This is a genomic window from Trueperella bernardiae, assembly GCF_030246965.1.
Classification (GTDB): Bacteria; Actinomycetota; Actinomycetes; order Actinomycetales; family Actinomycetaceae; genus Trueperella; species Trueperella bernardiae.
On sequence record NZ_CP127099.1, the window covers coordinates 1,179,510 to 1,202,205 of the forward strand.

20 protein-coding genes are annotated in these 22,696 nt (G+C 66.6%); 7 read left to right on the plus strand and 13 right to left on the minus strand.

Annotated features, from left to right (window positions below; all coding sequences use genetic code 11):
• Nucleotides 1-137 precede the first annotated feature (137 nt).
• Nucleotides 138-503: a thioredoxin gene (gene trxA, locus QPC17_RS05490; protein ID WP_062613751.1), complete on the plus strand. Its 366-nt coding sequence runs from the start codon at nucleotides 138-140 to the stop codon at nucleotides 501-503.
• Nucleotides 504-676: 173 nt separating this feature from the next.
• Here the strand turns inward: trxA and QPC17_RS05495 are convergent, their stop codons facing one another.
• The 5 genes from QPC17_RS05495 to QPC17_RS05515 form a co-directional block, all read right to left on the minus strand.
• Nucleotides 677-1,609, minus strand: a complete 933-nt coding sequence (locus tag QPC17_RS05495; RefSeq protein WP_285347073.1) for a hypothetical protein — start codon at nucleotides 1,607-1,609, stop codon at nucleotides 677-679.
• 693 nt (nucleotides 1,610-2,302) lie between these two features.
• Nucleotides 2,303-3,817: a GTPase ObgE gene (gene obgE, locus QPC17_RS05500; RefSeq protein WP_062613749.1), complete on the minus strand. Its 1,515-nt coding sequence runs from the start codon at nucleotides 3,815-3,817 to the stop codon at nucleotides 2,303-2,305.
• A gap of 80 nt (nucleotides 3,818-3,897) precedes the next feature.
• Nucleotides 3,898-4,152 carry a 50S ribosomal protein L27 gene (rpmA, locus tag QPC17_RS05505; RefSeq protein WP_062613748.1) on the minus strand — a complete coding sequence of 85 codons (255 nt, stop codon included), beginning with the start codon at nucleotides 4,150-4,152 and terminating at the stop codon, nucleotides 3,898-3,900.
• Nucleotides 4,153-4,190: 38 nt separating this feature from the next.
• On the minus strand, nucleotides 4,191-4,496 hold the full coding sequence (gene rplU / locus QPC17_RS05510) for a 50S ribosomal protein L21 (protein WP_062613747.1): 306 nt from the start codon (nucleotides 4,494-4,496) through the stop codon (nucleotides 4,191-4,193).
• 159 nt (nucleotides 4,497-4,655) lie between these two features.
• Nucleotides 4,656-7,055, minus strand: coding sequence for an Rne/Rng family ribonuclease (locus QPC17_RS05515; RefSeq protein ID WP_070448319.1), 2,400 nt, complete (start codon nucleotides 7,053-7,055; stop codon nucleotides 4,656-4,658).
• Between the two features lie 423 nt (nucleotides 7,056-7,478).
• Here QPC17_RS05515 and QPC17_RS05520 point away from each other — a divergent pair, with 423 nt between their 5' ends.
• The 5 genes from QPC17_RS05520 to QPC17_RS05540 all read left to right on the plus strand — a co-directional run bounded on the left by QPC17_RS05520 (nucleotide 7,479) and on the right by QPC17_RS05540 (nucleotide 15,572).
• A complete protein-coding gene (locus QPC17_RS05520) occupies nucleotides 7,479-8,990 on the plus strand; it encodes a cytochrome ubiquinol oxidase subunit I (RefSeq protein ID WP_070446502.1) in 1,512 nt (503 codons plus the stop codon).
• A gap of 9 nt (nucleotides 8,991-8,999) precedes the next feature.
• The gene (cydB, locus tag QPC17_RS05525) at nucleotides 9,000-10,133 is read left to right on the plus strand and encodes a cytochrome d ubiquinol oxidase subunit II (RefSeq protein WP_062613744.1); all 1,134 of its coding nucleotides are present in this window, start codon (nucleotides 9,000-9,002) and stop codon (nucleotides 10,131-10,133) included.
• A 149-nt stretch (nucleotides 10,134-10,282) separates the two neighbouring features.
• Nucleotides 10,283-12,130: a thiol reductant ABC exporter subunit CydD gene (gene cydD, locus QPC17_RS05530; protein ID WP_276786944.1), complete on the plus strand. Its 1,848-nt coding sequence runs from the start codon at nucleotides 10,283-10,285 to the stop codon at nucleotides 12,128-12,130.
• Nucleotides 12,120-13,883 (plus strand): thiol reductant ABC exporter subunit CydC, encoded by a 1,764-nt coding sequence (cydC, locus tag QPC17_RS05535; RefSeq protein WP_285347074.1) that lies wholly within the window; start codon nucleotides 12,120-12,122, stop codon nucleotides 13,881-13,883. The genes cydD and cydC overlap by 11 nt, the downstream gene beginning before the upstream one ends.
• A gap of 39 nt (nucleotides 13,884-13,922) precedes the next feature.
• Nucleotides 13,923-15,572, plus strand: coding sequence for a GAF domain-containing sensor histidine kinase (locus QPC17_RS05540; protein ID WP_285347075.1), 1,650 nt, complete (start codon nucleotides 13,923-13,925; stop codon nucleotides 15,570-15,572).
• Here QPC17_RS05540 and QPC17_RS05545 read toward each other — a convergent pair whose 3' ends face one another.
• The 8 genes from QPC17_RS05545 to QPC17_RS05580 are packed head-to-tail and all read right to left on the minus strand — an operon-like array spanning nucleotide 15,573 to nucleotide 22,245.
• Nucleotides 15,573-16,196 carry a response regulator gene (locus QPC17_RS05545; protein ID WP_062613741.1) on the minus strand — a complete coding sequence of 208 codons (624 nt, stop codon included), beginning with the start codon at nucleotides 16,194-16,196 and terminating at the stop codon, nucleotides 15,573-15,575.
• A 49-nt stretch (nucleotides 16,197-16,245) separates the two neighbouring features.
• Entirely contained in the window at nucleotides 16,246-17,139 is an 894-nt protein-coding gene (gene mutM, locus QPC17_RS05550) for a bifunctional DNA-formamidopyrimidine glycosylase/DNA-(apurinic or apyrimidinic site) lyase (protein ID WP_062613740.1), read from the minus strand.
• Between the two features lie 15 nt (nucleotides 17,140-17,154).
• Nucleotides 17,155-17,835 carry a ribonuclease III gene (rnc, locus tag QPC17_RS05555; protein ID WP_143602124.1) on the minus strand — a complete coding sequence of 227 codons (681 nt, stop codon included), beginning with the start codon at nucleotides 17,833-17,835 and terminating at the stop codon, nucleotides 17,155-17,157.
• Entirely contained in the window at nucleotides 17,828-18,481 is a 654-nt protein-coding gene (locus QPC17_RS05560) for a YceD family protein (protein WP_062613739.1), read from the minus strand. Before QPC17_RS05560 ends, rnc begins: the two co-directional genes overlap by 8 nt.
• Nucleotides 18,481-18,984, minus strand: coding sequence for a hypothetical protein (locus QPC17_RS05565; RefSeq protein ID WP_285347076.1), 504 nt, complete (start codon nucleotides 18,982-18,984; stop codon nucleotides 18,481-18,483). Before QPC17_RS05565 ends, QPC17_RS05560 begins: the two co-directional genes overlap by 1 nt.
• Entirely contained in the window at nucleotides 18,981-19,454 is a 474-nt protein-coding gene (gene coaD / locus QPC17_RS05570) for a pantetheine-phosphate adenylyltransferase (protein WP_285347077.1), read from the minus strand. The genes QPC17_RS05565 and coaD overlap by 4 nt, the downstream gene beginning before the upstream one ends.
• Nucleotides 19,451-20,017, minus strand: coding sequence for an RsmD family RNA methyltransferase (locus QPC17_RS05575; RefSeq protein ID WP_285347078.1), 567 nt, complete (start codon nucleotides 20,015-20,017; stop codon nucleotides 19,451-19,453). Before QPC17_RS05575 ends, coaD begins: the two co-directional genes overlap by 4 nt.
• Nucleotides 20,014-22,245 (minus strand): ATP-dependent DNA helicase RecG, encoded by a 2,232-nt coding sequence (locus tag QPC17_RS05580; protein ID WP_285347079.1) that lies wholly within the window; start codon nucleotides 22,243-22,245, stop codon nucleotides 20,014-20,016. Before QPC17_RS05580 ends, QPC17_RS05575 begins: the two co-directional genes overlap by 4 nt.
• Nucleotides 22,246-22,437: 192 nt before the next feature.
• Here QPC17_RS05580 and rpmB point away from each other — a divergent pair, with 192 nt between their 5' ends.
• Nucleotides 22,438-22,629 carry a 50S ribosomal protein L28 gene (rpmB, locus tag QPC17_RS05585; RefSeq protein WP_062613734.1) on the plus strand — a complete coding sequence of 64 codons (192 nt, stop codon included), beginning with the start codon at nucleotides 22,438-22,440 and terminating at the stop codon, nucleotides 22,627-22,629.
• Nucleotides 22,630-22,696: the final 67 nt, after the last annotated feature.

Genomic DNA, 22,696 nt, shown 5'->3' on the forward strand with positions numbered 1-22,696 from the left:
GCGCCCTCACTCAGAGCGGAAAACGAGCCCGGGCGCGGGCGGGGTGCCGTATCCTTGGAATAAATTTGCGGCGAACGCGTTGGAGCCGCTGATAGCCGACCCGGTGTGCTCATCGCGCACCCGACGAAAGGAAACCGATGGCAACTGTCGAAGTGACCGCAGAGAACTTTAACGATACCGTCCGCGAGGGCACCGTCCTCCTCGACTTCTGGGCTGAGTGGTGTGGTCCGTGCAAGCAGTTCGGCCCCACATTCGAGGCCGCATCCGAGCAGCACCCCGACATCACCTTCGGCAAGATCGACACCGAGGCCGAGGGCGAGCTGGCGCAGAGCTTCCAGATCATGTCGATCCCCACTCTCATGATTTTCCGCGACGGCATCCGCATCTACGAAAGTGCGGGCGCCCTTCCGCCGGCGGCCCTCGAAGATCTCATCACGCAGGCCAAGGCCCTCGACATGGATGAGGTGCGTCGGAAGATCGCTGAGCAGGAGGCGCAGAACTAAGTATGTGGGGCCAATGATGCACCACGGAACCTGGTGGGGGAGGCGAAGCAGGAGCTTCGCCTCCCCCACCAGGTTCCGTGGCTTTCATATTAACGACGCCGGTCTGACAGGCGCGTGAGCAATGTGCTGGCACCTGGCAGAACGGCGTCGAACGTGAAGCGGGGAATATCTGACTACTGCTGCTCAAGCTTGGCGCGCGCATCAATCAGCGGCAGCACGCCCTTGAGCACCGAGGCCAGGTCAGTGGGCAGGGAGGCAGGAACCAGGATGACGCCATCGGCGGCGCCCAGGCCCACATAGGATTCGATCGCGTCGGCCACGTTGTAGACCGTACCGAGCACCGACGCGATGCCCGGGAACAGGTCGCAGTCGTTCATGTCCTCAATCAGCAGCGCCCGCTCCTCCGCCGCCGCCACCGAGCGTGAAATCACCACGCCAAGCTCCATGAACACCAAGATATCCTTGCCGATCTCCTTGCCCGCGGCCTGGATCGCGAAACGGGCGTTACGCGCAGCGTACGGATCGCGGACACGCAACCGGACGACGTCGGCGATCCCCGCCACGATAGCTGCACGCTCGGCGGACACAGCCGGGTCCGTGATGATGACCGTGACCTTCACGCCAGCGCGGCGCGTCTTGCGGGCCGCCTTCTCAATCCCCGCGAAATCGGAGTCCGTGTGCAGGGGCATCGTGATGCCCACCCAGCCCTCGCGCTGAGCGGCGAGCGCAGCAGTGGCCACCTCGATATCAGCAGGTGTCGGCTCGATCCCCGCGAAAATCCCAGCGGTCGACACGTCGGCGAGCTTAGCAGCCGCGTGGACGGCGTCGTGAGAACAATCGCGCGAATCGACGTCGGTGCTGGTCAGGAAACGCGAATCGAGAGTAACGAAGTCGATGCCGCCGGTCTGCGCGGCGCGGACGGACGCAGCGAGGCGGGGGAAGTTCAGGTAATCGATGCAGTCGTCGAAGCCGACCGGGACACTCGCGCCGAGCAGCGACAGATCCACGCCAATCCACGTGGTGGCGAGGGCGCCGGGGCCAGTGGCATCGATGTCGACGGGTGCGGGATTTGAGACTTGGCTAGGGACAGAGATTTCGACAGTCATTCTTATGTTCCTTAAATAGACCGCTCCTGCGGTCAACTACAGATTTTTCGTGGATTCTTGTGTATCAGTGCATTCGCCAGGCGAACTTGAACATAAGGTGGTGCGCAATAATTACGTGGGAATGGATGGCAGTAATGTCTCGAGCGATCATCGTCATTCCTTTCATGTACGGGCGCACATAGAGCCGAAGCTAATCTGACAACCATGAATGATTATTCATCCGCTTGTGTTGAATGAGTATTCAAGTGGTTACTTTGAAACTACCCCGTAGGTTAGGCGTGGTCAATTGAGCAGCAAGCAAACAGCGCCAATACCGCCGGCTGAGCTCCCACAGCTCACTATCTGGACAGAACAAAACCGCGAGATTTCAGCGAAAAACGCTGGTACGCGGCTCGTTTGTGACATTGGGCACCACGCGCCTGTCTCGCGCGAGCACTGAGGGCGCCCTGCCGGGACGTCTTTCCCAAGAAACGCGTCAAATAATACGCGCACTCCTCGCGTGAGGCTTCACTATTTCTACGCGTTGCGCGATTGGCCGCCGCATAATAATGCAGCCGGCCGGCTAAGCCGCTCCTCCGACAGAAGTCGTGAAAATACCGGTTGACGATTGCTATAGGCACCCGGTCGACCTCACGTTCACGAGTTGTGCCGGCGGACCCCAGGGTACTGGCAGCCGCCGGAGCCCGGCTGGCCCTACTCCTGGCCCGGGTCCGTCCACATCCCGCTCTCGCGGTCCATCCACAGCTCCTGGCGAGCCGCCTCCTTGGCGTCCATCCGCTCGTGGAAGGCCGCCTTGCGCTCGCGCCGCGTGGCGCGCGTGTTCTGCTCGAGCCGGGCGTCCGTACCGCGCGGCGAGAGCAACTCGGCACCCGTGGAAATCGTGGGCTCCCAGTCGAAGATGACTCCGCCGTCCACCGGCCCAATCACCACCGTGTCGCCTTCCTTGGCGCCCATCTTCATGAGCTCCTTCTCCACCCCGAGCAGGTTGAGGCGGTCGGCGAGGTATCCCACGGCCTCGTCGTTGGAGAAGTCGGTCTGGTTGACCCACCGCTCCGGCTTGCGGCCCCGGATCTGGTAGAACGGCCGCCCGCCCTTGGTGTGTGCGGTGATGGTGAACCCGCCCTCGTCCTGCGCCACAGGGCGGATGATCGGCCTGGCCTGCGGCACGATGTCGGCCGCGCGGATCTCCTCCACGATCGAGGCCAGCGCGAAGCCCAGCTCTCGTAGCCCACGCCGCGCCAGCGCCGACACCTCGAAGACGCGCAGCCCGCGCCCCTCCAGGTCGGCCCGCACGAAGTCGGCCATGTCGGCCGCATCGGGCATATCTACCTTGTTCAGCACCACTACGCGCGGGCGCTCCATAAGCGGCACACGGTCTTCCATGGGCGGGATCTGGTCCGCATAGGCGGCGAGCTCAGCCTCGATCACGTCCAGATCGCGGATCGGATCACGGTCGCTCTCCAACGCCGCGCAGTCAATGACGTGCGCGATGACCGCACACCGCTCGATATGCCGCAGAAACTCGTGCCCAAGCCCCTTGCCCTCGGAAGCGCCGGGAATCAGCCCAGGCACGTCGGCCATCGTGAACCGCACGTCGCCGGCCTGCACCACGCCCAGGTTCGGCACCAGCGTGGTGAACGGGTAGTCGGCGATCTTCGGTCGCGCGGCCGACATCGCCGCAATGAGCGACGATTTTCCAGCCGACGGAAAACCCACCAGCGCCACATCCGCCACCGACTTCAGCTCAAGGATGAGCGTGCGCTCCTCCCCATCCTCGCCCAGCAGCGCAAACCCGGGCGCCTTCCTCTTCGGGGACGCCAGCGCGGCGTTGCCAAGCCCGCCGTAGCCACCCAACGCGGCCAGGAACTCCTCGCCCTCCCCCACGAGGTCAGCCAGGATGTTGCCATCTTCGTCCTTGACCACCGTGCCGGACGGAACCGCCACCACAAGGTCCTCCCCGCGCTTGCCGTGGCGCATGTCGCCCTCGCCAGGCTTGCCGTTTTCGGCCTTAAGATGCGGGGAATGATGCAGCAACAGCAGGGTGGATTCCTGGGCGGACACGCGCAGGATCACGTCGCCGCCGTGCCCGCCGTTCGCCCCGTCGGGCCCGCCCAGCGGCTTGAACTTCTCCCGGCGCACCGACGTCGCGCCGTTGCCGCCCTTACCCGCCGTAATATGCAGGGTCACTCGGTCCACAAAACTTGCCATGAATCCCGCCTCCAACTGCCAAAAAACTGCAGAAAGGGGTGGAAGGCTAGGCCCTCCACCCCAATTCTAAAAACTTGCGCTTACGCCTGCGCCATCACGCTGACCGTCTTGCGGTTGCGCTTGACACCGAACTCGACAACGCCCGACTCGAGCGCGAACAGGGTGTCGTCCTTACCGCGGCCGACGTTGGCACCCGGGTGGTACTTGGTACCGCGCTGGCGCACGAGGATCTCGCCCGCGTTCACGGCCTGACCGCCGAAGCGCTTGATGCCGAGTCGCTGCGCATTGGAATCGCGACCGTTCTTAGTAGAACTCGCGCCCTTCTTAGTTGCCATCTCTAGACCTTTCTAAAAGCTCGTACCTGGTGCCGAATCTAAGCGATCTCAAGGACCTTGAGGCGGGTCAGCGGCTGGCGGTGACCCTGACGCTTACGGTAACCCGTCTTGTTCTTGTACTTGACGATCGAAATCTTCGGGCCCTTCTCGTCACGAACGATTTCGGCGGTCACCTTGGCGGAAATGCCATCGGCAGCGGTGGTGATCTTGTCACCGTCGACGAGCATGATCGGCTCAAGCTCGACCTTGTCGCCAGCTTCGCCGTCAATCCTGTTCGTAACCACGATGGACCCGACGGACACCTTCTCCTGGCGGCCGCCTGTCTTCACAATCGCGTAAACCACGTTCAGCTCATCTCTGTCGATTGGTGCACGTCTCCGTGCTCTTGAAAAATTGGTGCGCTCAATGCGCCGAGTTACAAGTTTACTGGCAAGCCCAAGCCGGAACAAGTCCGCCGGGCGCGACGATCACCACATTCCCGTGGCGTGTCGCGCCCGCCGAACCTACTTCTCCGCCTCGCCCTTGGCGGGGAACGTCATGATCGCCGCCGTGTTCGAGCCCGGCGTGATCGTTCCCGACGACGACACCCTGCGGCGCCTCTGCCTCTTCGGCTCGGCCTCGGCTCCGGTTTCTGCCGGCGCATCAGCCTTGGTCTCAGTCTTTGCGGGCGCCTTCCGCGCGGGCCGCGCAGCCTTGGCCGCGGGCTTCTCAGCCGCTGCCTCCGCCTTCTCGCCGCCCGACTTCTCGGCCGCCGCCACTTCGCCGGCCGTCTTCTCAACCGTCTTCCCACGCGAGCCGCCCGACCGGCGTCGGCCGGAGCTGCGACGCGAGCTCTTCGACTTGTCCTCAGACTCCCCCGCCTGTTCGGCTGGGGCCTCCTCCGACTCGTGCTTGGACGACGCAGCGGCCGCGATGTTGGCAAGTGCCGCGCGGACCTCGTCGTGCTTCGGGTCTTCCTCCGCGGCAACCGGCGCGGCCGGCTGCTGCTGGCGGCGCGGGTTCGTCCGGGGGTTCTGAGCCTCGGTCTCGCCGCGCTCGACGGGGTGCTCATGGGTGATGTACCCGCGCCCGTCGCAGCACTCGCACGTGGTGGAAAAGGCCTCCACGAGGCCCTGACCCACGCGCTTGCGGGTCATCTGCACGAGCCCGAGCGAGGTCACCTCGGCCACCTGGTGGCGGGTGCGGTCGCGCCCCAGGCACTCCACCAGGCGGCGTAGCACCAGGTCGCGATTCTCTTCGAGGACCATGTCGATGAAGTCGATGACGATGATGCCGCCGATGTCACGCAGGCGCAGCTGGCGCACGATCTCCTCCGCGGCCTCGAGGTTGTTGCGCGTCACTGTCTCTTCGAGCGAGCCGCCCGCGCCGGTGAACTTTCCGGTGTTGACGTCGATCACCGTCATGGCCTCCGTACGCTCAATGATGAGAGACCCGCCCGACGGCAGGAAAACCTTGCGGTCGAATGCCTTGGACAGCTGCTCGTCCACGCGGGAGGCTGCAAAAATGTCCTTCTCACTCGTCCAGTGCTCGAGGCGGTCCACCAGCTCCGGCGACAGCTCGGCCACGTAATCGTGGATCGTCTGCCACGCCTCATCACCCGAAACCTTGAGCTCCTTGAAGTCCTCATTAAAGATGTCACGCACCACGCGCACGGCCAGCTCCGGCTCGCTCTTGAGCATGGAGGGGGCGTTCTTCGTGGACTTGGACTTGGCCTGAATGTCCGCCCAGGCCTTGACCAGCCGGTCGACGTCGCTCTGGATCTGCTCCTCGGTAGCGCCCTCGGCGGCCGTGCGGACGATGACGCCGTGCTCGGCGGGCACCACGCGCTTGAGGATGTCCTTCAGGCGCGTGCGCTCCTTCTCCGGCAGCTTGCGTGAGATGCCGGTCATCGACCCGTCCGGCACGAGCACGAGGTGGCGTCCGGCCAGCGTGATCTGGCCGGTCAGGCGCGCGCCCTTGTGGCCGATCGGGTCCTTCGTGACCTGCACGAGCACCGTGTCGCCGCTCTTAAGCGCGTCCTCGATCTTGCGCGGCTTGCCGTTCATACCCACGGCGTCCCAGTTGACCTCGCCCGCATAAAGCACGGCGTTGCGGCCCTTGCCGATGTCAACGAACGCGGCCTCCATCGAGGGCAGTACGTTCTGCACGCGGCCAAGGTAGACGTTGCCGACCATCGAGGTCTGCGTGTGGCGTGCCACGTAGTGCTCGACCAGCACCCCGTCCTCCAGCACCGCGATCTGGTTGAGGCCGTCCTGCTCGCGCACGAGCATCGTCCGGTCTACCGCCTCGCGGCGCGCCAGGTACTCCGACTCCGAGATCGACGTCCGACGACGCCCTGCCCGGCGCCCCTCCTTCCGGCGGCGCTTCTTCGCCTCCAGGCGGGTGGAACCCTTCGGGGCGGTCACCCCGTCGTCGGCCTCCTCGGTGCTGCGCCGACGACGGCGCCGGCGCACGGTTGTCGACGACTCCGACTCCTCCTCGGCATCCTCAGCGTCAGATTCGGCGGCGGCCTCCTTGGGCTGCTCGGCCTCGTCCTTGTCCTTATCCTTGGCGCTTCGCTGGTTGGCCTTGGCGTTGCCGTCGGACTTCTGGCGGCGCGAGCGCTTCGGCGGCGCCTCCTCGCCCGTCTCCTGCGACTTCTCGGCCGACTTCTCAGCCGACTCGTTGCCAGCCTGCGCCTCGTCCGCCGACTTGCGCCCGCCGCGGCGGCCACGCCGGCTGCGGCTCTTCGTGGACTCCTCTGAGCTGTCCGAGTTCGCCTCCGCGCCCGAATGCGCGGCCGGTGCTTCGGCGTCGTCGTCGCGGCGGCGGCGAGAACGGACGGCCCGGGTCATGTCGGGCTCCTGGAAAAGGAGGGTGGTCATGGGCGCAACGTTTGCGCGTTCGTTGGCATCGTCTGCCATAGGTATCTCCTAGCAAGGCCGTGTGCATCCACGCCTTATGGAGTCTGGTCGCGGCGAGGGCCGCGGAAGCTTATCTGACGAGCTCGCCCGGCTGCACGCAACTGCGGCGCACGAAGCTCGCTCTTCGGGTGGATACACACCCGATCCGCTCCTATTGTTACACATTTCTTGTGCGCTTGTGCTGAGCTGCGATCTGGTGAGCGCCCAACGACGACGGTTCGGGACGAACGTCCTAAGGCGAAAGGCCCGCCCGCAAGCGGCACAAGCGATTTCGCGAAGCACTTTGGATCCATTCCGAGTTTGCGACGCATTTGTGTGGAGGTGTGCGATAAACTCAGGGAACACGCGTGGGCCTGCAGCGATGTTCGCCCACAGCATCGAACACACAGGGCTAGCACGGCCCGGCAAAGAAAGGCGACTTCGGTGGATGTCTTAGACCTTTCACGGTGGCAGTTCGCGATCACGACCGTGTACCACTTCATCCTGGTACCTCTCACGATCGGGCTCTCGCCACTCGTGGCAATCATGCAGACCAGGTGGCTGCGCAGCGGTGACACGAAGTACCTGCGCATGTCCGAATTCTTCGGCAAGCTCCTCCTTATTAACTTCGCGCTCGGCGTAGCCACGGGCATCGTCCAGGAGTTCCAGTTCGGACTGACCTGGTCGGAGTACTCGCGCTACGTGGGTGACATCTTCGGCGCGCCGCTCGCGTTCGAGGCCCTGCTGGCCTTCTTCCTGGAGTCCGTCTTCCTCGGCGTGTGGATCTTCGGCCGCGGCCGCATCTCCCCCAAGGCACACACGGTGGCCATCTGGATGGTGGCACTTGGCACGAACATCTCCGCATTCTTCATCCTCGCGGCGAACTCCTTCATGCAGAACCCCACGGGCGCCGTGTTCAACCCGGAAACCGGACGCGCCGAACTTGACGGCATGTCGGGCTTCCTCGAAGTAATCTTCTCGCCCACCACGCTCTACGCGCTCTTGCACACGATCTCCGCTTCCCTCATGGTGGCCGGCGCGATGATCTCGGGCGTGTCGATCTGGTGGATCGTGCGCGCGCTGCGCACCAACAACGAGGTCGAGGCCCGCGAGTTCTGGAAGCCGGCCGCGCAGTTCGGCCTCAAGACCTTGGCGCTTGCCGGCATCCTCGCGATCGGCTCTGGCCACTTCATGGGCCAGCACATCTACGAGGTCCAGCCCACCAAGATGATCGCCGCCATGGGCATCTACGAGACGGGCGAACAGCACGACCTGGCGCTCGCCATGCTCGGCACCGAGGCGAACGAGGACACGATCATCTCCCTGCCGATCCTGCCCGGCCTTGAGTCCTTCATGGTTACCAACCACTTCTCCGGCCCCGAATCCAAGCTGATCGGCACGGATGAGATCCAGCAGACCTTCACCGAAGCCTTTGGAGACATCTACGGCACGGACGTGAACTACATCCCGAACGAGTTCGTCTCCTTCTACTCCTTCCGCGCGATGATGGGCCTCGGATTTGCCTCCTTCGGCTTGTCGCTCCTGGGCCTGTTCCTCCTGCGTAAGGACAAGATGATCACCAGCCCAGCGATCGCGAAGCTGTTCGTGTGGACGATCCCGCTGCCCTACCTCGCCTCCACGTTCGGCTGGCTGCTCACCGAGATGGGCCGTCAGCCGTGGGTGGTCTACCCCAACTTCGAGCGCGAAGGCAACCTCGCCCCGTCGGAGATGATGCACCTGCTCACGCAGGACGGCGTGTCACAGAACGTCCTGTCTGGCGAGGTCCTGGCGTCGCTGATCATCTTCACGCTGCTCTACGCCGTGCTCGGCGTGGTGTGGTACAAGCTCATCGTCCGTTACGTTCGCGAGGGCATCAACCCGGCGGACAAGCTTCTCCTCGAGCAGGCCCACACCACGGGCGTCACCGAGGACACGAAGCTCAGCTTCGCTTACTAAGGAGGAACTGTGGAACTTTCAGCACTGCAGATTATCTGGTTCGCACTCCTCGCGGTTCTCTGGATCGGCTACCTCACGCTCGAAGGCTTCGGCTTCGGCACGGGCATGCTTTTGAAGATCCTGCCCCGCAACGAAAAGGAGCGCCGCCTCGCCCTCAACACCATCGGCCCCCACTGGGACGGCAACGAGGTCTTTCTTCTCACCGCCGGCGGCGCCACCTTCGCCGCGTTCCCCGAGTGGTACGCCACGATGTTCTCCGGCATGTACCTGGCCCTCGTGGCCATCCTCATCTGCCTCATCATCCGCATCTCGGCCATCGAGTGGCGCGGGAAGATCAGCTCCGATTCCTGGCGCAACCTGTGGGATAACCTCCACCTGGGCGTGGCCTGGGTGGTCACCCTGATCTGGGGCGTGGCCTTCGCCAACCTCGTGCAGGGCACGAAGATCCAGGTGGGCCACTACACCGAGCTCGGTGGCCAGTTCGTCCCGGCCGATCCGGCCGCGATCGACGCCGCCCTCGCCGCTGGCGACCGCCACTTCCTCACCGGCGGATTCGTCTCCCTGTTCACCCCCTTCACCCTGGTGGGTGGCGTGGTCTTCGTTCTGCTCTTCCTCACGCACGGCGCGCTGTGGCTGGCAATCAAGACCAAGGGTGACTTCTCCGAGCGCGCGATCGCGCTGGCCAAGAAGCTGTCGCTGGCCTCCACGGGCCTGACAGCCATCTGGGCGGTCTGGGGCCAGTTCGCCTACCGCGGGCAGGCATGGGGCTTCATCCCGCTGGTGCTGGCCGCAGTTGCGCTCATCGCCTCCACGCTGGTGATCCAGAAGGGCAAGGACGTCCAGGCGTTCCTCTTCTCCTTCGCCGGCCTGGCCTTCGCGGTGGTGTGGGTGTTCTCCACCTTCGGTGCCAACGCGCTGAAGTCCTCGGTTGACCCGGCCTATGACCTGACCCTGGTCCAGGCCTCGGCCACCTCGCCCACTCAGACGGTCATGCTCATCGCGGCGATTGTGTTCGTCCCGATCGTGCTGGGCTACACCGCCTGGTCGTACAAGTCCTTCGCAGGCCGCCTCGGAGTGGAGCACATCTCCGACGAGCCCGCGGGTCTTGACCCGAAGAAGGTGCGTGCTTTCGCCAACGCCTAAGCTGCCACCGGCGAGGGGGCGTGCGATGATCGCACGCCCCCTCGCCGTATCTGCACCCGCCCGGCCCACCTTCACCGCAACGCCAGGCGCGCACCAGCTTTCGCATTAGCCCGGCACAGAATCTAGACTTGATCTGAAATGGAGGTTCCGTGAAACCACTCGACCCACGCCTGCTCACCTACGCCGGCCAGACCAAGAGGTACATCGCCTTCCTCGTGGCCCTCGGCGTGATCGACGCGGCCCTCATCGCGGCCCAGATCGTGCTCATCGCCTATGCCGTCTCCCCCGTGTTCTACGGGACGGCTACCCCCGCCGGCGTGCTGGGGCGGGTGGCGTGGCTCGGCGTCGTCGTCGTGGCGCGCTTCGCGCTGGCGTACGTGCGTGACGCGTACGGGCACCGCTCGGCCGTGAACGTGATCGCGGACCTGCGTGGGAAGGTGCTACGTAAGGCGGCCTCCCTTGGGGACAGGTGGCTCAGCGGCAACACCACAGACACGGTCACGCTGGTCACGCGCGGCCTGGACGACCTGGAGGCCTACTTCGTCCAGTTCCTCCCCCAGCTCTTTCTGTCAGTCACGGCCATGCCGGCGCTCATCGTCCTCCTGTTCTACTTCGACTGGATCTCGGCCCTCTTCGTGGTCTTTTGCATTCCGCTGGTGCCGGTCTTCATGATCCTCATCGGCAAGATGACCTCGCGCTATTCGAACGAGCGCCTGGCCGCCATGCAGGACCTGTCCTCCCAGCTGCTCGACCTCCTCGCCGGCTTGGCCACAATCAAGGGCCTCGGCCGCGAGCACGGGCCGGAAAAGCGCGTGAAGTCGCTCGGCTACCGCTTCGCTGAAAAGACGATGCAGACCCTGTACGTGGCCTTCCTCTCCGGCGCCGCCCTCGAGTTCCTCACCACGCTCACCACCGCGCTCGTGGCCGTCAACATCGGCCTGCGGATGGTAGACGGCTCGGTGCCGCTCCAGATTGGCCTCATCGCGATCATGCTCACCCCGGAGATCCTCAAGCCCCTACGTGAGGTGGGCACCCAGTTCCACGCCTCGGCCAACGGCGTGACCGCTGCCGAAGGCGCGTTCACGATCCTCGACCTGCCGCTTTCTGAGCACGCCGGCACCGCGCCTGTGCCCGACCTCGAGAGGGCCGAGATCCGCTTCGAGGGCGTCTCCGTCTTCGCCCCCGGCCGCGCCACCGTGGCGCCGGCAGAGCTCAGCTGCACGATCCAGCCCGGCGAGATCACGGTGCTGCGCGGTCCCTCAGGTTCGGGTAAGACGACGGCCGTGAACGTCCTTCTCGGCCTGCTTTCTCCCGACGCCGGCCGCGTCACCGTGGGTGGCACGCCGCTTTCCGACATCGACCGCGAAGCCTGGTGGGCCCACATCTCCTGGGTGCCCCAGCGTCCCGTCATCGTGCCCGGCACCGTGGCTGAGAACGTGGGCGGGATCGCCACCGAGGCCGCAACGCTTACCGGTTTCGACGACGTCGTCGCCACACTCTCGGGCGGCTGGCAGACAGTCCTGGGACACGGCGGCACCGGCCTGTCGGTGGGCCAGCGCCAGCGCCTGGCCCTCACCCGGGCGCTGACCTCCTCGCGCAAGATCATCATTCTCGACGAGCCCTCCGCCCACCTCGACGCGATGAGCGAGGAATACGTCTCAAACGTCGTCACCTCCCTCAAGGCCGCCGGGCACACCGTTATTGTCATCGCCCACCGCCAGGCCATCACCGAGCTGGCCGACCACGTGATCGACGTCGTCGCCTCCACGCGCGACATCAGCGCCGAAGTCCGCGAGTCCGCCGCCCTGCGCGAGTCGGCCGAGTACGCCGCGTACGTCCGAGCTCAACGAGCCGACTACGCCATCCCGCGCCATTGGCGCGACGCCGATCCCTCCGGCCACCGCACGAGTACCGGCGCGCCCGGCGCGGGCTCCACCGCCGCGGGGTCGGACAGCACCCCGCGAACGCCGCAGAAGGAGGCCAGCGATGATCGATAGGGATGAGCGCAAGGCGCTTCGCCGCGCGATCGGCATGCTCGACTACAACAAGAAGACCTTCGCATGGTCCGTTGCCGCGGGTTCAGGCGCGATCGGCTCGGGCGTGTCGCTTGGCGCCACGTCGGCGTGGCTCATCGCCCGCGCGGCCGAACTGCCCCCGGTGCTCGACCTGTCGGTGGCGTCTACGGCCGTGCGCCTATTCGGCGTGGGCAAGGCGATCTTCCGCTACCTCGAGCGCATCGCCTCCCACTGGGTGGCCCTCTACGGCATGGCGAACCTGCGCTCGCGCGTGTATTCGACGATGGCAGGCTCGACCACCGACGTGGTCACCTCCGTCAAGCGCGGCGACCTGCTGGCCCGCACGGGTGCGGACGTGGACGAGATCGGCAACGTGGTCATCAAGTCGATGCTGCCGGCGGCGGTGGCGATCGTCGTCTCCGTGCTGTCATTGGCGATTGTCGGCTTCCTCTCCCCGCTCATCGCGCTCGTCCTGCTCGCCTGCCTGCTGCTCTCCGGCGCTGTGGCCCCCTCGATTGCGGCCCGCGGCGCCCGCGCGGACCAGGAGGCGCAGATCCGCCACCGCGCCGAGCTCAACGCCCAGGCTCTCACCATGCTCGAATCGGCCTCCGACCTGCGCATTTCCGGGCGCATGGCCCAGATGGAGGAACAGCTGGCCCAAACTGAGGCTCGCATCGCCTCCCACCGCGACTCCTCTGCCCGCCCAGCAGCCCTCTCCCATGCGCTCGACACGCTCGCCATGGGCCTCGCAGTCGTCGCCGCCCTCCTCGTCGGCACGTTCCAGATGGCGGCCGGCGACCTGACCGGAATCGAGCTGGTGGTCTGCACGCTCGTGCCGCTGTCCGCCTTCGAGGCGACCGCCCGGCTTGGGGATGCCGCCACACAACTGGTGCGATCGGCGTCGGCGGCGAAACGGATCGTCGACCTGCTGGACGCCGCCGAATCCCACGCCAAGCCCGAACCCGACGAGCGGCCAGGCGACGGCTCGGGGCTCATCGCCCGCGGCCTGCGCATCGGCTGGCCAGGCGGGCCCACCATCGCCGGGCCGATCGATCTCGAGCTCACCCCGGGCAAGACCATCGCGATCGTCGGCCCCTCCGGGATCGGCAAGTCCACGCTCCTCTACACGCTAGCCGGCATGCTCGCCCCGCAGGGCGGCGCGGTCACACTTTCCGGGCGCGACGCCTGGCGCATCGACCGCACCGAGATCTCCGCCCAGCTGTCGCTAACCGCCGAGGACGCCCACATCTTCGAAACCTCCGTGCTCGAAAACCTGCGCGTGGCCCGCGCGAGCGTCACTCCCGACGAAGCTGAGAATCTGCTGGCCCAGGCAGGCCTGGCCGAGTGGCTCGCCCAGTTGCCGGACGGCGTCGACACCTTGCTCGGCTCCAACGCCACGTCCATCTCCGGCGGCGAGCGCCGCCGCCTCCTCCTCGCCCGCGCACTCGCCGGCTCGGCCACCTTCATGCTCCTCGACGAACCCGGCGAACACCTCGACCCCGCCACCGCCGACGAGCTCATCCGCGACCTGCTCGCCGTACGCAACGCGCGCCGCGGCGTCGTGCTCGTCACCCACCGCCTCACCCCGCTCGACGCCGCGGACGAGGTCATCATGCTCGGACGCGTCGGGGGCGATGGTAGCGAGAGCAGCCAGGTCGGCGTCGTCGCGCGCGGAACCCACGCCGAGCTCGCTGCCCAGATGCCCGACTACGAGTGGTCACTCGCCCAGGAATAGGTAGAGTATTTCCAAAGCCCCAAGCCGGGAAGGAAGCCAATGCAGGCCTCAGAGCAGATTTCTGAGTTTTCGCGCCACATCCTCACGATCGCTCGCTCGCTGGACCGCACCGAGGTCTCGCGCGCCCTCGTCCAGACCGCGTGCGAGCTCACGGGCGCCGAATTCGGGGCCGTCAGCGTGCTCGACTCCCACGGCGACACCATCCAGTTCATCCAGCAAGGTATGCCACGCGGGCCCGAAGTGGTGACCGAACACCCGCCCATCGACCACGGCGTGTTCAACGACATCCCACTCGACTCCTACCTCATCATCAACGACATCTCCGCCTACGCCGCCGGCACCCTCCCGCCGAACCACCCGGCGATGAAGAACTTCCTGGGCGTGGCTATCACGGTCAACGAGCAGGTGTGGGGCCGCCTCTCCCTCTCGGACAAGGCCAGCCCCTTTACCGACGACGACGGCGAACTCGTCCACCTACTGGTCAAGGCCACCGAGATCTCCGTGGTCAACTCGTTGCTGTATGCCGAGTCGCAGAACCGCGCCCGGTGGCTCACCGCCTCCCAGCACATCGTGTCCTCCCTGCTCGAAGGCACGGACGAGGACGAGGCACTCGAGGTCATCGCCCACGAAATGCGCATCGCCGCCCGCGCCGACGTCGCCATGATCATCCTGCCCTCCATCCAAGATTCCTGGATCTCCGAGATCGTCGACGCCGACGACCCGGCCCGCGTCCACGAACTCGTCGGACTGCCCTTCCCCAAGGAGGGCCGGGCGCGCACGGTCATCCGCGAGCAGTCGGGCGTGGTGGTGGATTCCATGCAGCGCGTGCGCACGATCCGCGTGCCCGAGCTGCGCCAGTTCGGCTCCGCGCTCTATAGTCCGCTCATCTCCCAGGGCATGGGCCTGGGCGTCATCCTGCTACTGCGCTACCCCAACACCGGCGAGTTCAACCTGCACGACCTCACGATGGCCGAGTCGGTCGCCAAGCAGGCCACGATCGCGATCAGGCTAGCCGAAGCCCGCCAGGCCCAGGCGATGGCCGCCGAGCTCGACGAGCGCGCTCGCATCTCACGCGACCTGCACGACCTCGCCATCCAGCAACTCTTCGCCTCCGGCATGCACATCACCGCGATCCGCGAGGAGATGAGCTCGCGCGGGCTGGGCGAACGCGTGACCGGAGCGCTCGATGCCGCGATCTCCGCCATCGACGACTCAGTCAAGCAAATCCGCCAGATCGTCCACTCGCTACGCGACGAGGGATCGTCCGCCGCGATCGTCTCCCGCCTCCAGCACGAAACCTCCGTGGCCCGCCAGTCGCTCGGCTTCGCACCCTCGCTCCTCCTCACCTGGAACGGCGCCGACGTCGCCGAAACCGACTACCACCTCATCGACGACGCGGTGGGCTCCGACATCTCCGACGATGTTGTGGCTGTGGTCCGCGAAGGCCTGTCCAACGCAGCCCGGCATGCCAAGGCCTCCTCCATGTCGGTCACCGTGGATGCCACGCCAGACGAGATCGTGATACGCGTGCTCGACGATGGCGCCGGCATCGAACAAAGCCTGGCCCGCCGCTCCGGCCTGTCCAACCTGGCCGCCCGGGCGCGCCGCCACCAAGGCTCGTTCTCCATCGAACCGCGTGGGGACGGGCACAGCGGCACCCTTCTCGTGTGGAGGGCCCAGTTGCGCTAATTAGCCGTTCTGGTTGCGCCAGCCCATGGCACGCTGGCCGGCCACCCACGCCGCCACCTGCGTGCGGCGCTGCATGCCCATCTTCGACAGGAGAGAGGTGATGTGGTTCTTCACCGTTTTCTCGGCCACCCCCAGCTTGTCGCCGATTTCGCGGTTTGACAGGCCGTCGCCGATGAGGTCGAGCACCTTGCGCTCGGAGGGTGTCAGGTGTGCAGTGGGGTCGGCATGGTCGGCGCGGCGCCGGGTCACCGTCCGCTCGTCGAGCAGCACGCGGCCGGCCGCCACCGCCTTGATAACCTCCGTGATCTCCGCCCCACGCACCGACTTCAGCAGGTAGGCCTTCGCGCCGGCGTCAAGCGCCTCGGCGAGCGCGTCGTCATCATCAAACGAGGTCAGGACGATCGACTTCGTGTTCGGGACGACCTCACGAAATTCGCGGATGATATCGATGCCGGTGCCGTCGGGCAGGCGCAGGTCCACCAGCGCCACCTGGGGCGTCATCAGCGTGGCGCGGCGCACGGCCTCCGCCACCGAGCCGGCCTCGGCCACGACGGCGAGCCCGTCGGCGCGATCGACCACCTCAGCGATGCCGCGGCGGACCACCTCGTGGTCGTCGATAATCATCACGGAAATATCTGTAGTGCTCACCCCGCCATCTTAGCCAGATATCGCCCTACTTTTCGACGAGACGCTTCCTCTTCAGGGGCCGCACGTGCCGGGCGCGCTGGCAGGCGGGGCAAAAGTGCGAGGAACGGCCCATGAACGGCTCGCGCCTCAGCGCAGTTCCGCACGCCGGGCACGGCATCCCGCCGCGCCCGTAAACGTTAAGCGCCCGGTCGAAATAGCCGGCCGCGCCGTCCACGTTGACGTAGAGGGTATCGAACGACGTGCCACCCACCTCCACCGCCCGGGCCATGACGTCGGCCGCCGCCAGGTAAACCTCGCGGATCTTCGCCAGCGACATGCGGCTGGCCAGTCGGCGCGGGTGAACACGGGCGGCAAACAGCGCCTCGTCGGCGTAGATGTTACCCACCCCGGAGGCAACCGACTGGTCGAGCAGGATGCGCTTGATCTCGGAGTCTTTGGCGTGGGCGCGGCGGATGACGGCCTCGAGGTCGAAGGCCGGGTCGAGTGGGTCGCGGCCGATGTGGGCCACGGATCGCGGGATGAGCGTATCGGCGCTCCCCCGGCCGGCAGGCGCGCTGTCACCGGTGGGGACGTACACATCGGGCATGAGGTGGCCAAACGTGCGCTGGTCTACGAAGTCGAGCCGGACGCCGCCGTCAAAAAAGAGCGAGGCGCGCCGGTGCGGGTTGTCCGCCCCGCCCACGCGGAACTGGCCCGACATGCCCAGGTGTGCGACGAGGGCCAGGCCGGAGGCGTCGAGCCACAGGTACTTGCCGCGTCGGGCCACCGCCTCGATTCGCCGCCCGACCAGCGGTTCCAGGCCCTCCGGCGCACGGCGCACTGCCCGCGGGCTCAGCACCTCCACGCCCACGACCGTCGCACCCACCGCGATGGGCTCAAGGCCCAGGCGGATGGTTTCAACTTCGGGAAGCTCGGGCATCGTGCTAGGCGCGGGCTAGCCGAGCGCGTAGTAGGCGGCCTTGCAGGCCTCCAGCTTGGCCTGCTTTTGCGAGGTGGCCGTACCCTCCCCGCGCTTGACCCCGTCGACGATCACCGCGGCTGTATACACGCGCGCGTGGTCCGGGCCCTCGCCCTCCACCTCGTAGCTGAGGTTGCCGGTGATCCCCTGCTCGCGGGCCTTCTCCTCGAACGCCGTGCGCCAATCGAGGGCCGGACCCATCTTCTGCGCGGCCTCCACCTGCGGAACCAGGTGGCGCAGCACAACCTCGTTCGTCACCTCCACGCCGTGCGTAAGGAACGTGCCGCCGATGAGGGCCTCCACCGTGTCGGCCAGGATCGAATCCTTATCCCGCCCGCCCGACTTCTCCTCGCCGTGCCCGAGCCGAATAAACGCGCCCAGGCCCAGCCGCCGGGCGATCTCCGCCAGCGAGCGCTCCGAGACCGCGGCCGCCTTAATCTTCGACATCCCGCCCTCGTTCATGTCCGGGTACGTGGCAAAAATGTAGCTGGTCACCACCGCGCCCAGGATCGAATCGCCCAGAAACTCCAGGCGCTCCGAGTGCTCGCCGCCGTTCTCGTACGCCCAAGACCGGTGCGTCAGCGCCGGCTCCACGTAGCGCGGATCAATCGTGGCGCCCCACGCCTCCACCTCCCGCTGCGTGATTGGCTTATGCACGGGGGTCCTCAACGACGCCGTCGAGGCCGGTCGCGTCCGCAGGCCCGGCACCGGCGCCGGCCGGGCGGGCGTCGTCGGACACGTCGGTGTCGTCGGCCTCCTGAGAAAGTTGGGCCGCGAGCGCGTCGAGGGCGGAGAAGCGCGGGTCGAGGAACTCGTGGGCGTGGCCGTCGGGCAGGTCCTCCCAGCGCTCGCCGCACTCGGGGCACAGGCCTTCGCAGTCGGGGCGGCACAGCGGGATGAGAGGCATGGCGAGCACGAGCGCGTCGCGGACGATGGGTTCCATGTCGATCGTGTCGTCGGCGACGATCGGCATGTCCTTAGCCTCTTCGTCCCCCTCGTCGAGGAGGGCCTTTTGGCTTTCGGGATAGAAGACGAGTTCGGCCACTGGTTCATGCAGGTCGAGCGTGATGTCGGTCAGGCACCGGGCGCATTGGCCGTGCGCGGTGGCGCTGACCATGCCCTGCACGAGCACGCCCTCGGAGACGGACTGCAGCGTGATATCGAGGTCAATCGGGTCGCCCTCCACCACGCGGACCATCGGGATGCCGCACTCGGCCGGCGCCGGCAGCTCGGTGCTGAGCTCGCGCTGGGCGCCCTCCGCCCGCGGCAGGTCAATGATCGAGACGACGTACGGGCTGGTCATCACTCATCCTCCAGGCGGTTGGCCAGGTGGGCGCGGCCGGCCGCGATCTGCTCGAGCAGACCGCCGAGCGCCTCCGACAGCTGGTCAAGCGTGGTGGCCGCATAATCGTCCGCGCCGCGCTTCATGTGCTCGGCCTTCGTCTGCGCCTCGTCCAGAATGCGGGTGGCCTGCGACTTCGCCGCGATCGTGATCTGATCCTGGGCCACCAGGCGCGAGGCCTGCTCGCGGGCCTCCGCCACGATCGTGGCCGCGTCCTGTTCGGCGCGCTCGCGGATCGCATCCGCATCCTGACGCGCCGACTCCGACACCGCCGACGCCTCCTGCAACACCTCGTCCGCCGCGACGATCTGATCGGGCACGATCTCCCGCGCCGTCTCCAGCAGGTCCAGCAACTCTGAGCGGTTGACCATCACCGACGCCGACATCGGCAAAGACTTCGCGTGGGACACAATCTCCACCAGCTCGTCCAGGATCTCGAGCAGCGATTCGCCTTGTTCGTTCATGAATTGACCTTCCTCAGTGCACGCGCAACATTCGGCGTCACCAGATCGTCGATTGTACCCCCGTAAGAGGCTATTTCCTTAACGAAGGAAGATGCTATGTGGCTCAGCGCCGGATCGCCCATAACAAACACGGTCTCAATGTGGGACAGGTGCCGGTTGAGCAGCGCCATGGCCTGTTCGGCGTCGTAATCCGCCGCCCCGCGCAGGCCCTTGACGATCGCCGCCGCCCTGCGCTCGCGCGCAAAGTCCGCAATCAGCCCGGTGGCCGCCTCCACCCGCACCCCGCCGGCGCCGGCGAGCGCCTCACGCGCCAGCTCCACGCGCTCGTCGAGGCTGAACAGGTAGGTCTTCTTCGCGTTATGACTCACGGCCACCACGACCTCGTCAAACATCCCCCGCGCCCTCTCAATCACGTCAATGTGGCCAAGAGTGAGCGGATCGAAGGATCCCGGGCAAACCGCTAGTGTCATGGCTCCAGTCTACCCTCCCCCGCCATCACTGCGGACCAGACGCGGGTGTCGCCCCACGTGCGGTCGTCGTCGAGCTCGAGGCCCTCGGGCCAGGCCGGCTCCGGGGAGTGCTTCGAGCGCTCGACCACCACCATCGCGTCCGCGGCCAGGTGCGGCACGAGGAGCTCAAGCACGAGCGCGAGGGCCCTCTCCCCGATGTCATAAGGCGGGTCGAGGAACGCCAGGTCGAAGCGTTCGGAGGGCTCGGTGGCGAGGTACGTTTCGGCCTTCATGGGCACGACGTCGATCTCCAGCCCCGTCGCCTTCGCGTTGGCGCGCGCCACGCCGGCCGCCTGCCGGCTGGCCTCCACGCTCACCACGCTGCGCGCCCCGCGGGACTTCGCCTCGAGCCCGAGTGCCGCCGAGCCCGCGTACAGATCGAGCACGGCGCAGCCCTCGATGTAGCCGTAGTGCTCGAGGCGGGAAAACATCGCCTCCCGCACGCGCTCCGACGTGGGGCGCGTTCCGGACTTGGGCACCTGCAGGTTGCGCCCGCCGGCGGTGCCTGCCACGATTCTGGTCATATCTTCTCCAGGTAGTCGGTGGAATCGGAGCTAGCCGCCTCGATCGCGGCACGCAGGGCGGGGTGGTCGGCGAGCGTGGCGTCGGCCGTCACGAGCGCGCGGGCCGCGGCTCGTGCTACCCCGATGAGCTCTTCGTCCGTGCGCACGCGCACGTATTTCAGCGACGACGACCGCCCGCTTTGCGCCGCCCCCAACACGTTCCCCTCGCTGCGCAGTTCGAGGTCCTTCTCCGCCAGGGCGAAGCCGTCGGTGGTGGAGGCGAAGGCAGCCAGGCGCTCGAAGGCCACCGTGCCGTCCAGTGCGTGGTGGACCGCCAGGCAGATCGACTCCCTCTGGCCGCGCCCCACGCGCCCGCGCAACTGGTGGAGCTGGGACAGGCCGAAGCGTTCGGCGTCGAGAATCACCATCATCGTGGCCTGCGGCACGTCCACGCCCACCTCAATCACCGTGGTGGACACGAGCAGGGGCGCGCGGCCGGAGGCGAAGTCGTCCATCGCTCGGGCCTTGTCCTCGGCATCCATGCGGCCGTGAACCGCACCAATCTCAACCCCCGCGAGCACCGGCTTGGCGCGCACCTGGGCGAGGACCGATTCGACCGAGGCGGGCTCGAAGTCGTGGATGGCGAGCTGCTCGCCCAAGTTGGCGAGGGCATCGGGGCCGGCGTCGCCCGGCGCCTCCTCCTCGGCCGTGGCGGAGATTCGCGGGCAGACGACGTAGACCCGGCCGCCGGCGTCGATCTCCTCACGGGCCCGCTCCCAGACCCGTTCCACCCAGCGTTCGTTCATGGCCGGGACCAGGTTCGTGGCGATCGCTCGGCGCCCCTCGGGCTGCTCGTGCAGGGTCGAGACCTGCAGCTCCCCGAAGGAAGTCATCGCGATCGTTCGCGGTATCGGCGTGGCCGTCATGACGAGGAGGTGGGCACCGGCGGCGAGGCGGTCGCGCTGATCCACCCCGAAGCGGTGCTGCTCATCGATCACCACGAGGCCGAGGAACGGGATCTGGACCATGTCCTCAAACAGGGCGTGGGTGCCAACCACGATCCCAGCCGCGCCCGAGGCGATCGCGGCGAGCGTTGCGCGTTTCTTCGCCGCGGGCAACGAGCCCGTCAGTAGCTCAATCGACGTGGCCTGCGTGGCCGCTCCGAGCTGGCCGGCCATCCCCAGCTCCCCCAGCATCGACTGAAAGGAGGCGTAGTGCTGGGCGGCGAGCACCTCCGTGGGTGCCACGAGGACGGCCTGACGCCCGGCGTCGACCGCCTGGAGCATGGCACGCAAGGCGACGACAGTCTTGCCCGATCCGACGTCGCCCTGCAAAAGGCGGCGCATCGGGCTGGCGGTGGCGAGCTCGGCGGCCAGCTCCTGACCTACCGCGCGCTGGCCGGCGGTCAGATCGAAGGGAAGGCGGGCGTCGAATGCCGCGAGGATGCCACCCTCGCGGGGCGCCATCGCGGGCGCCGGGTGTGCGGCGGCGTCGACCGCCCGCTGGGCGAGCAACGCCTGGAGCACGAAGGCCTCCTCGTGCTTGAACCGCGCAATGGCGCTGTGCCACTCCTCCTCGCTGGTCGGCTGGTGAGCCGCGCGCAGCGCCTCGAAGCGGCCAGGCAGCGAGTGATCGGCAAGGTAGTCTTCAGGGAGGGGATCGGGCACGTCGCTCGGGGTCAGCGAGGCAAGCGTGACATCCACGGCCTTGGCGATCTTCCACGAGGGCAACTTTGCGGCAGCGTGGTAGATCGGGATCGGCTGAGCAATCTTTGCCGGATCGACCTCCGCCTCGTCCTCCACCACCTCATACTCCGGGTGGGAAAGCTGGAGCTGGCCGCGGTAGGAGGTGATCGTGCCGGAAAAGGTGGCGAGCGTGCCGGGGCGCAGCTTGGCGGCGTGAAAGTTCAGCGGACGGGAGGACTTGGCAAAGAAGGTGAGGTTAAGAGTGTGGCGCCCGTCGGAAATCACCACGGATAAGATGTAGCCGCGCCGGGAGTGCATGGGCCGGACCTGGGAATCGACGATCCGGGCCACCACCGTCACCGCTTCTCCCTCTTGCACCGCCTCAATCGGCAGGAGCTCGCCGCGCCGGGCCAGGCGGAAGGGAATGTGATCTAGGAGGTCGCCCACCGTGTGCAGGCCCATTTTGGAAAACGCTGCGCCGGTGCGCGCACCTAAGACCCGCTCGAGCGGGCGCGTGAGAGCCGTCCACGACTCCGCCGTGGTAGCAGCCATTCGATCCGACATCTTTCCTCCAGCTACTAGGTTACCGTGCAGCTGCGAACGAATGGCGGCTCGGCCGTTCCGGCCGAGCCGCGGTAGACGTGCGCAATCCCACTGGCCCGGTACGTTGGAATTTGCATGCGTCGTCGGCTATCATCTTTAAGTTGCTTCAAGGAGCGCGAGAGCGCGCTCTCAACCCAAACGAAGGAGATAACCGTGGCCTCTGTATGTGAAGTCTGCGGCAAGGGCCCTGGTTTCGGTAAGTCTGTGTCGCACTCCCACGTGCGCACCAACCGTCGTTGGAACCCGAACATCCAGCGCATTCGGGCTCTCGTCAATGGGACGCCGAAGCGTCTGAACGTGTGCACCAGCTGCCTCAAGGCCGGCAAGGTGACGCGCAACATCTAGCTCTTAGATGCAAATGAGGCGGGAGATCCCGCCTCATTTTTTATGCCCGCGCTTGCGAGTCTTATGC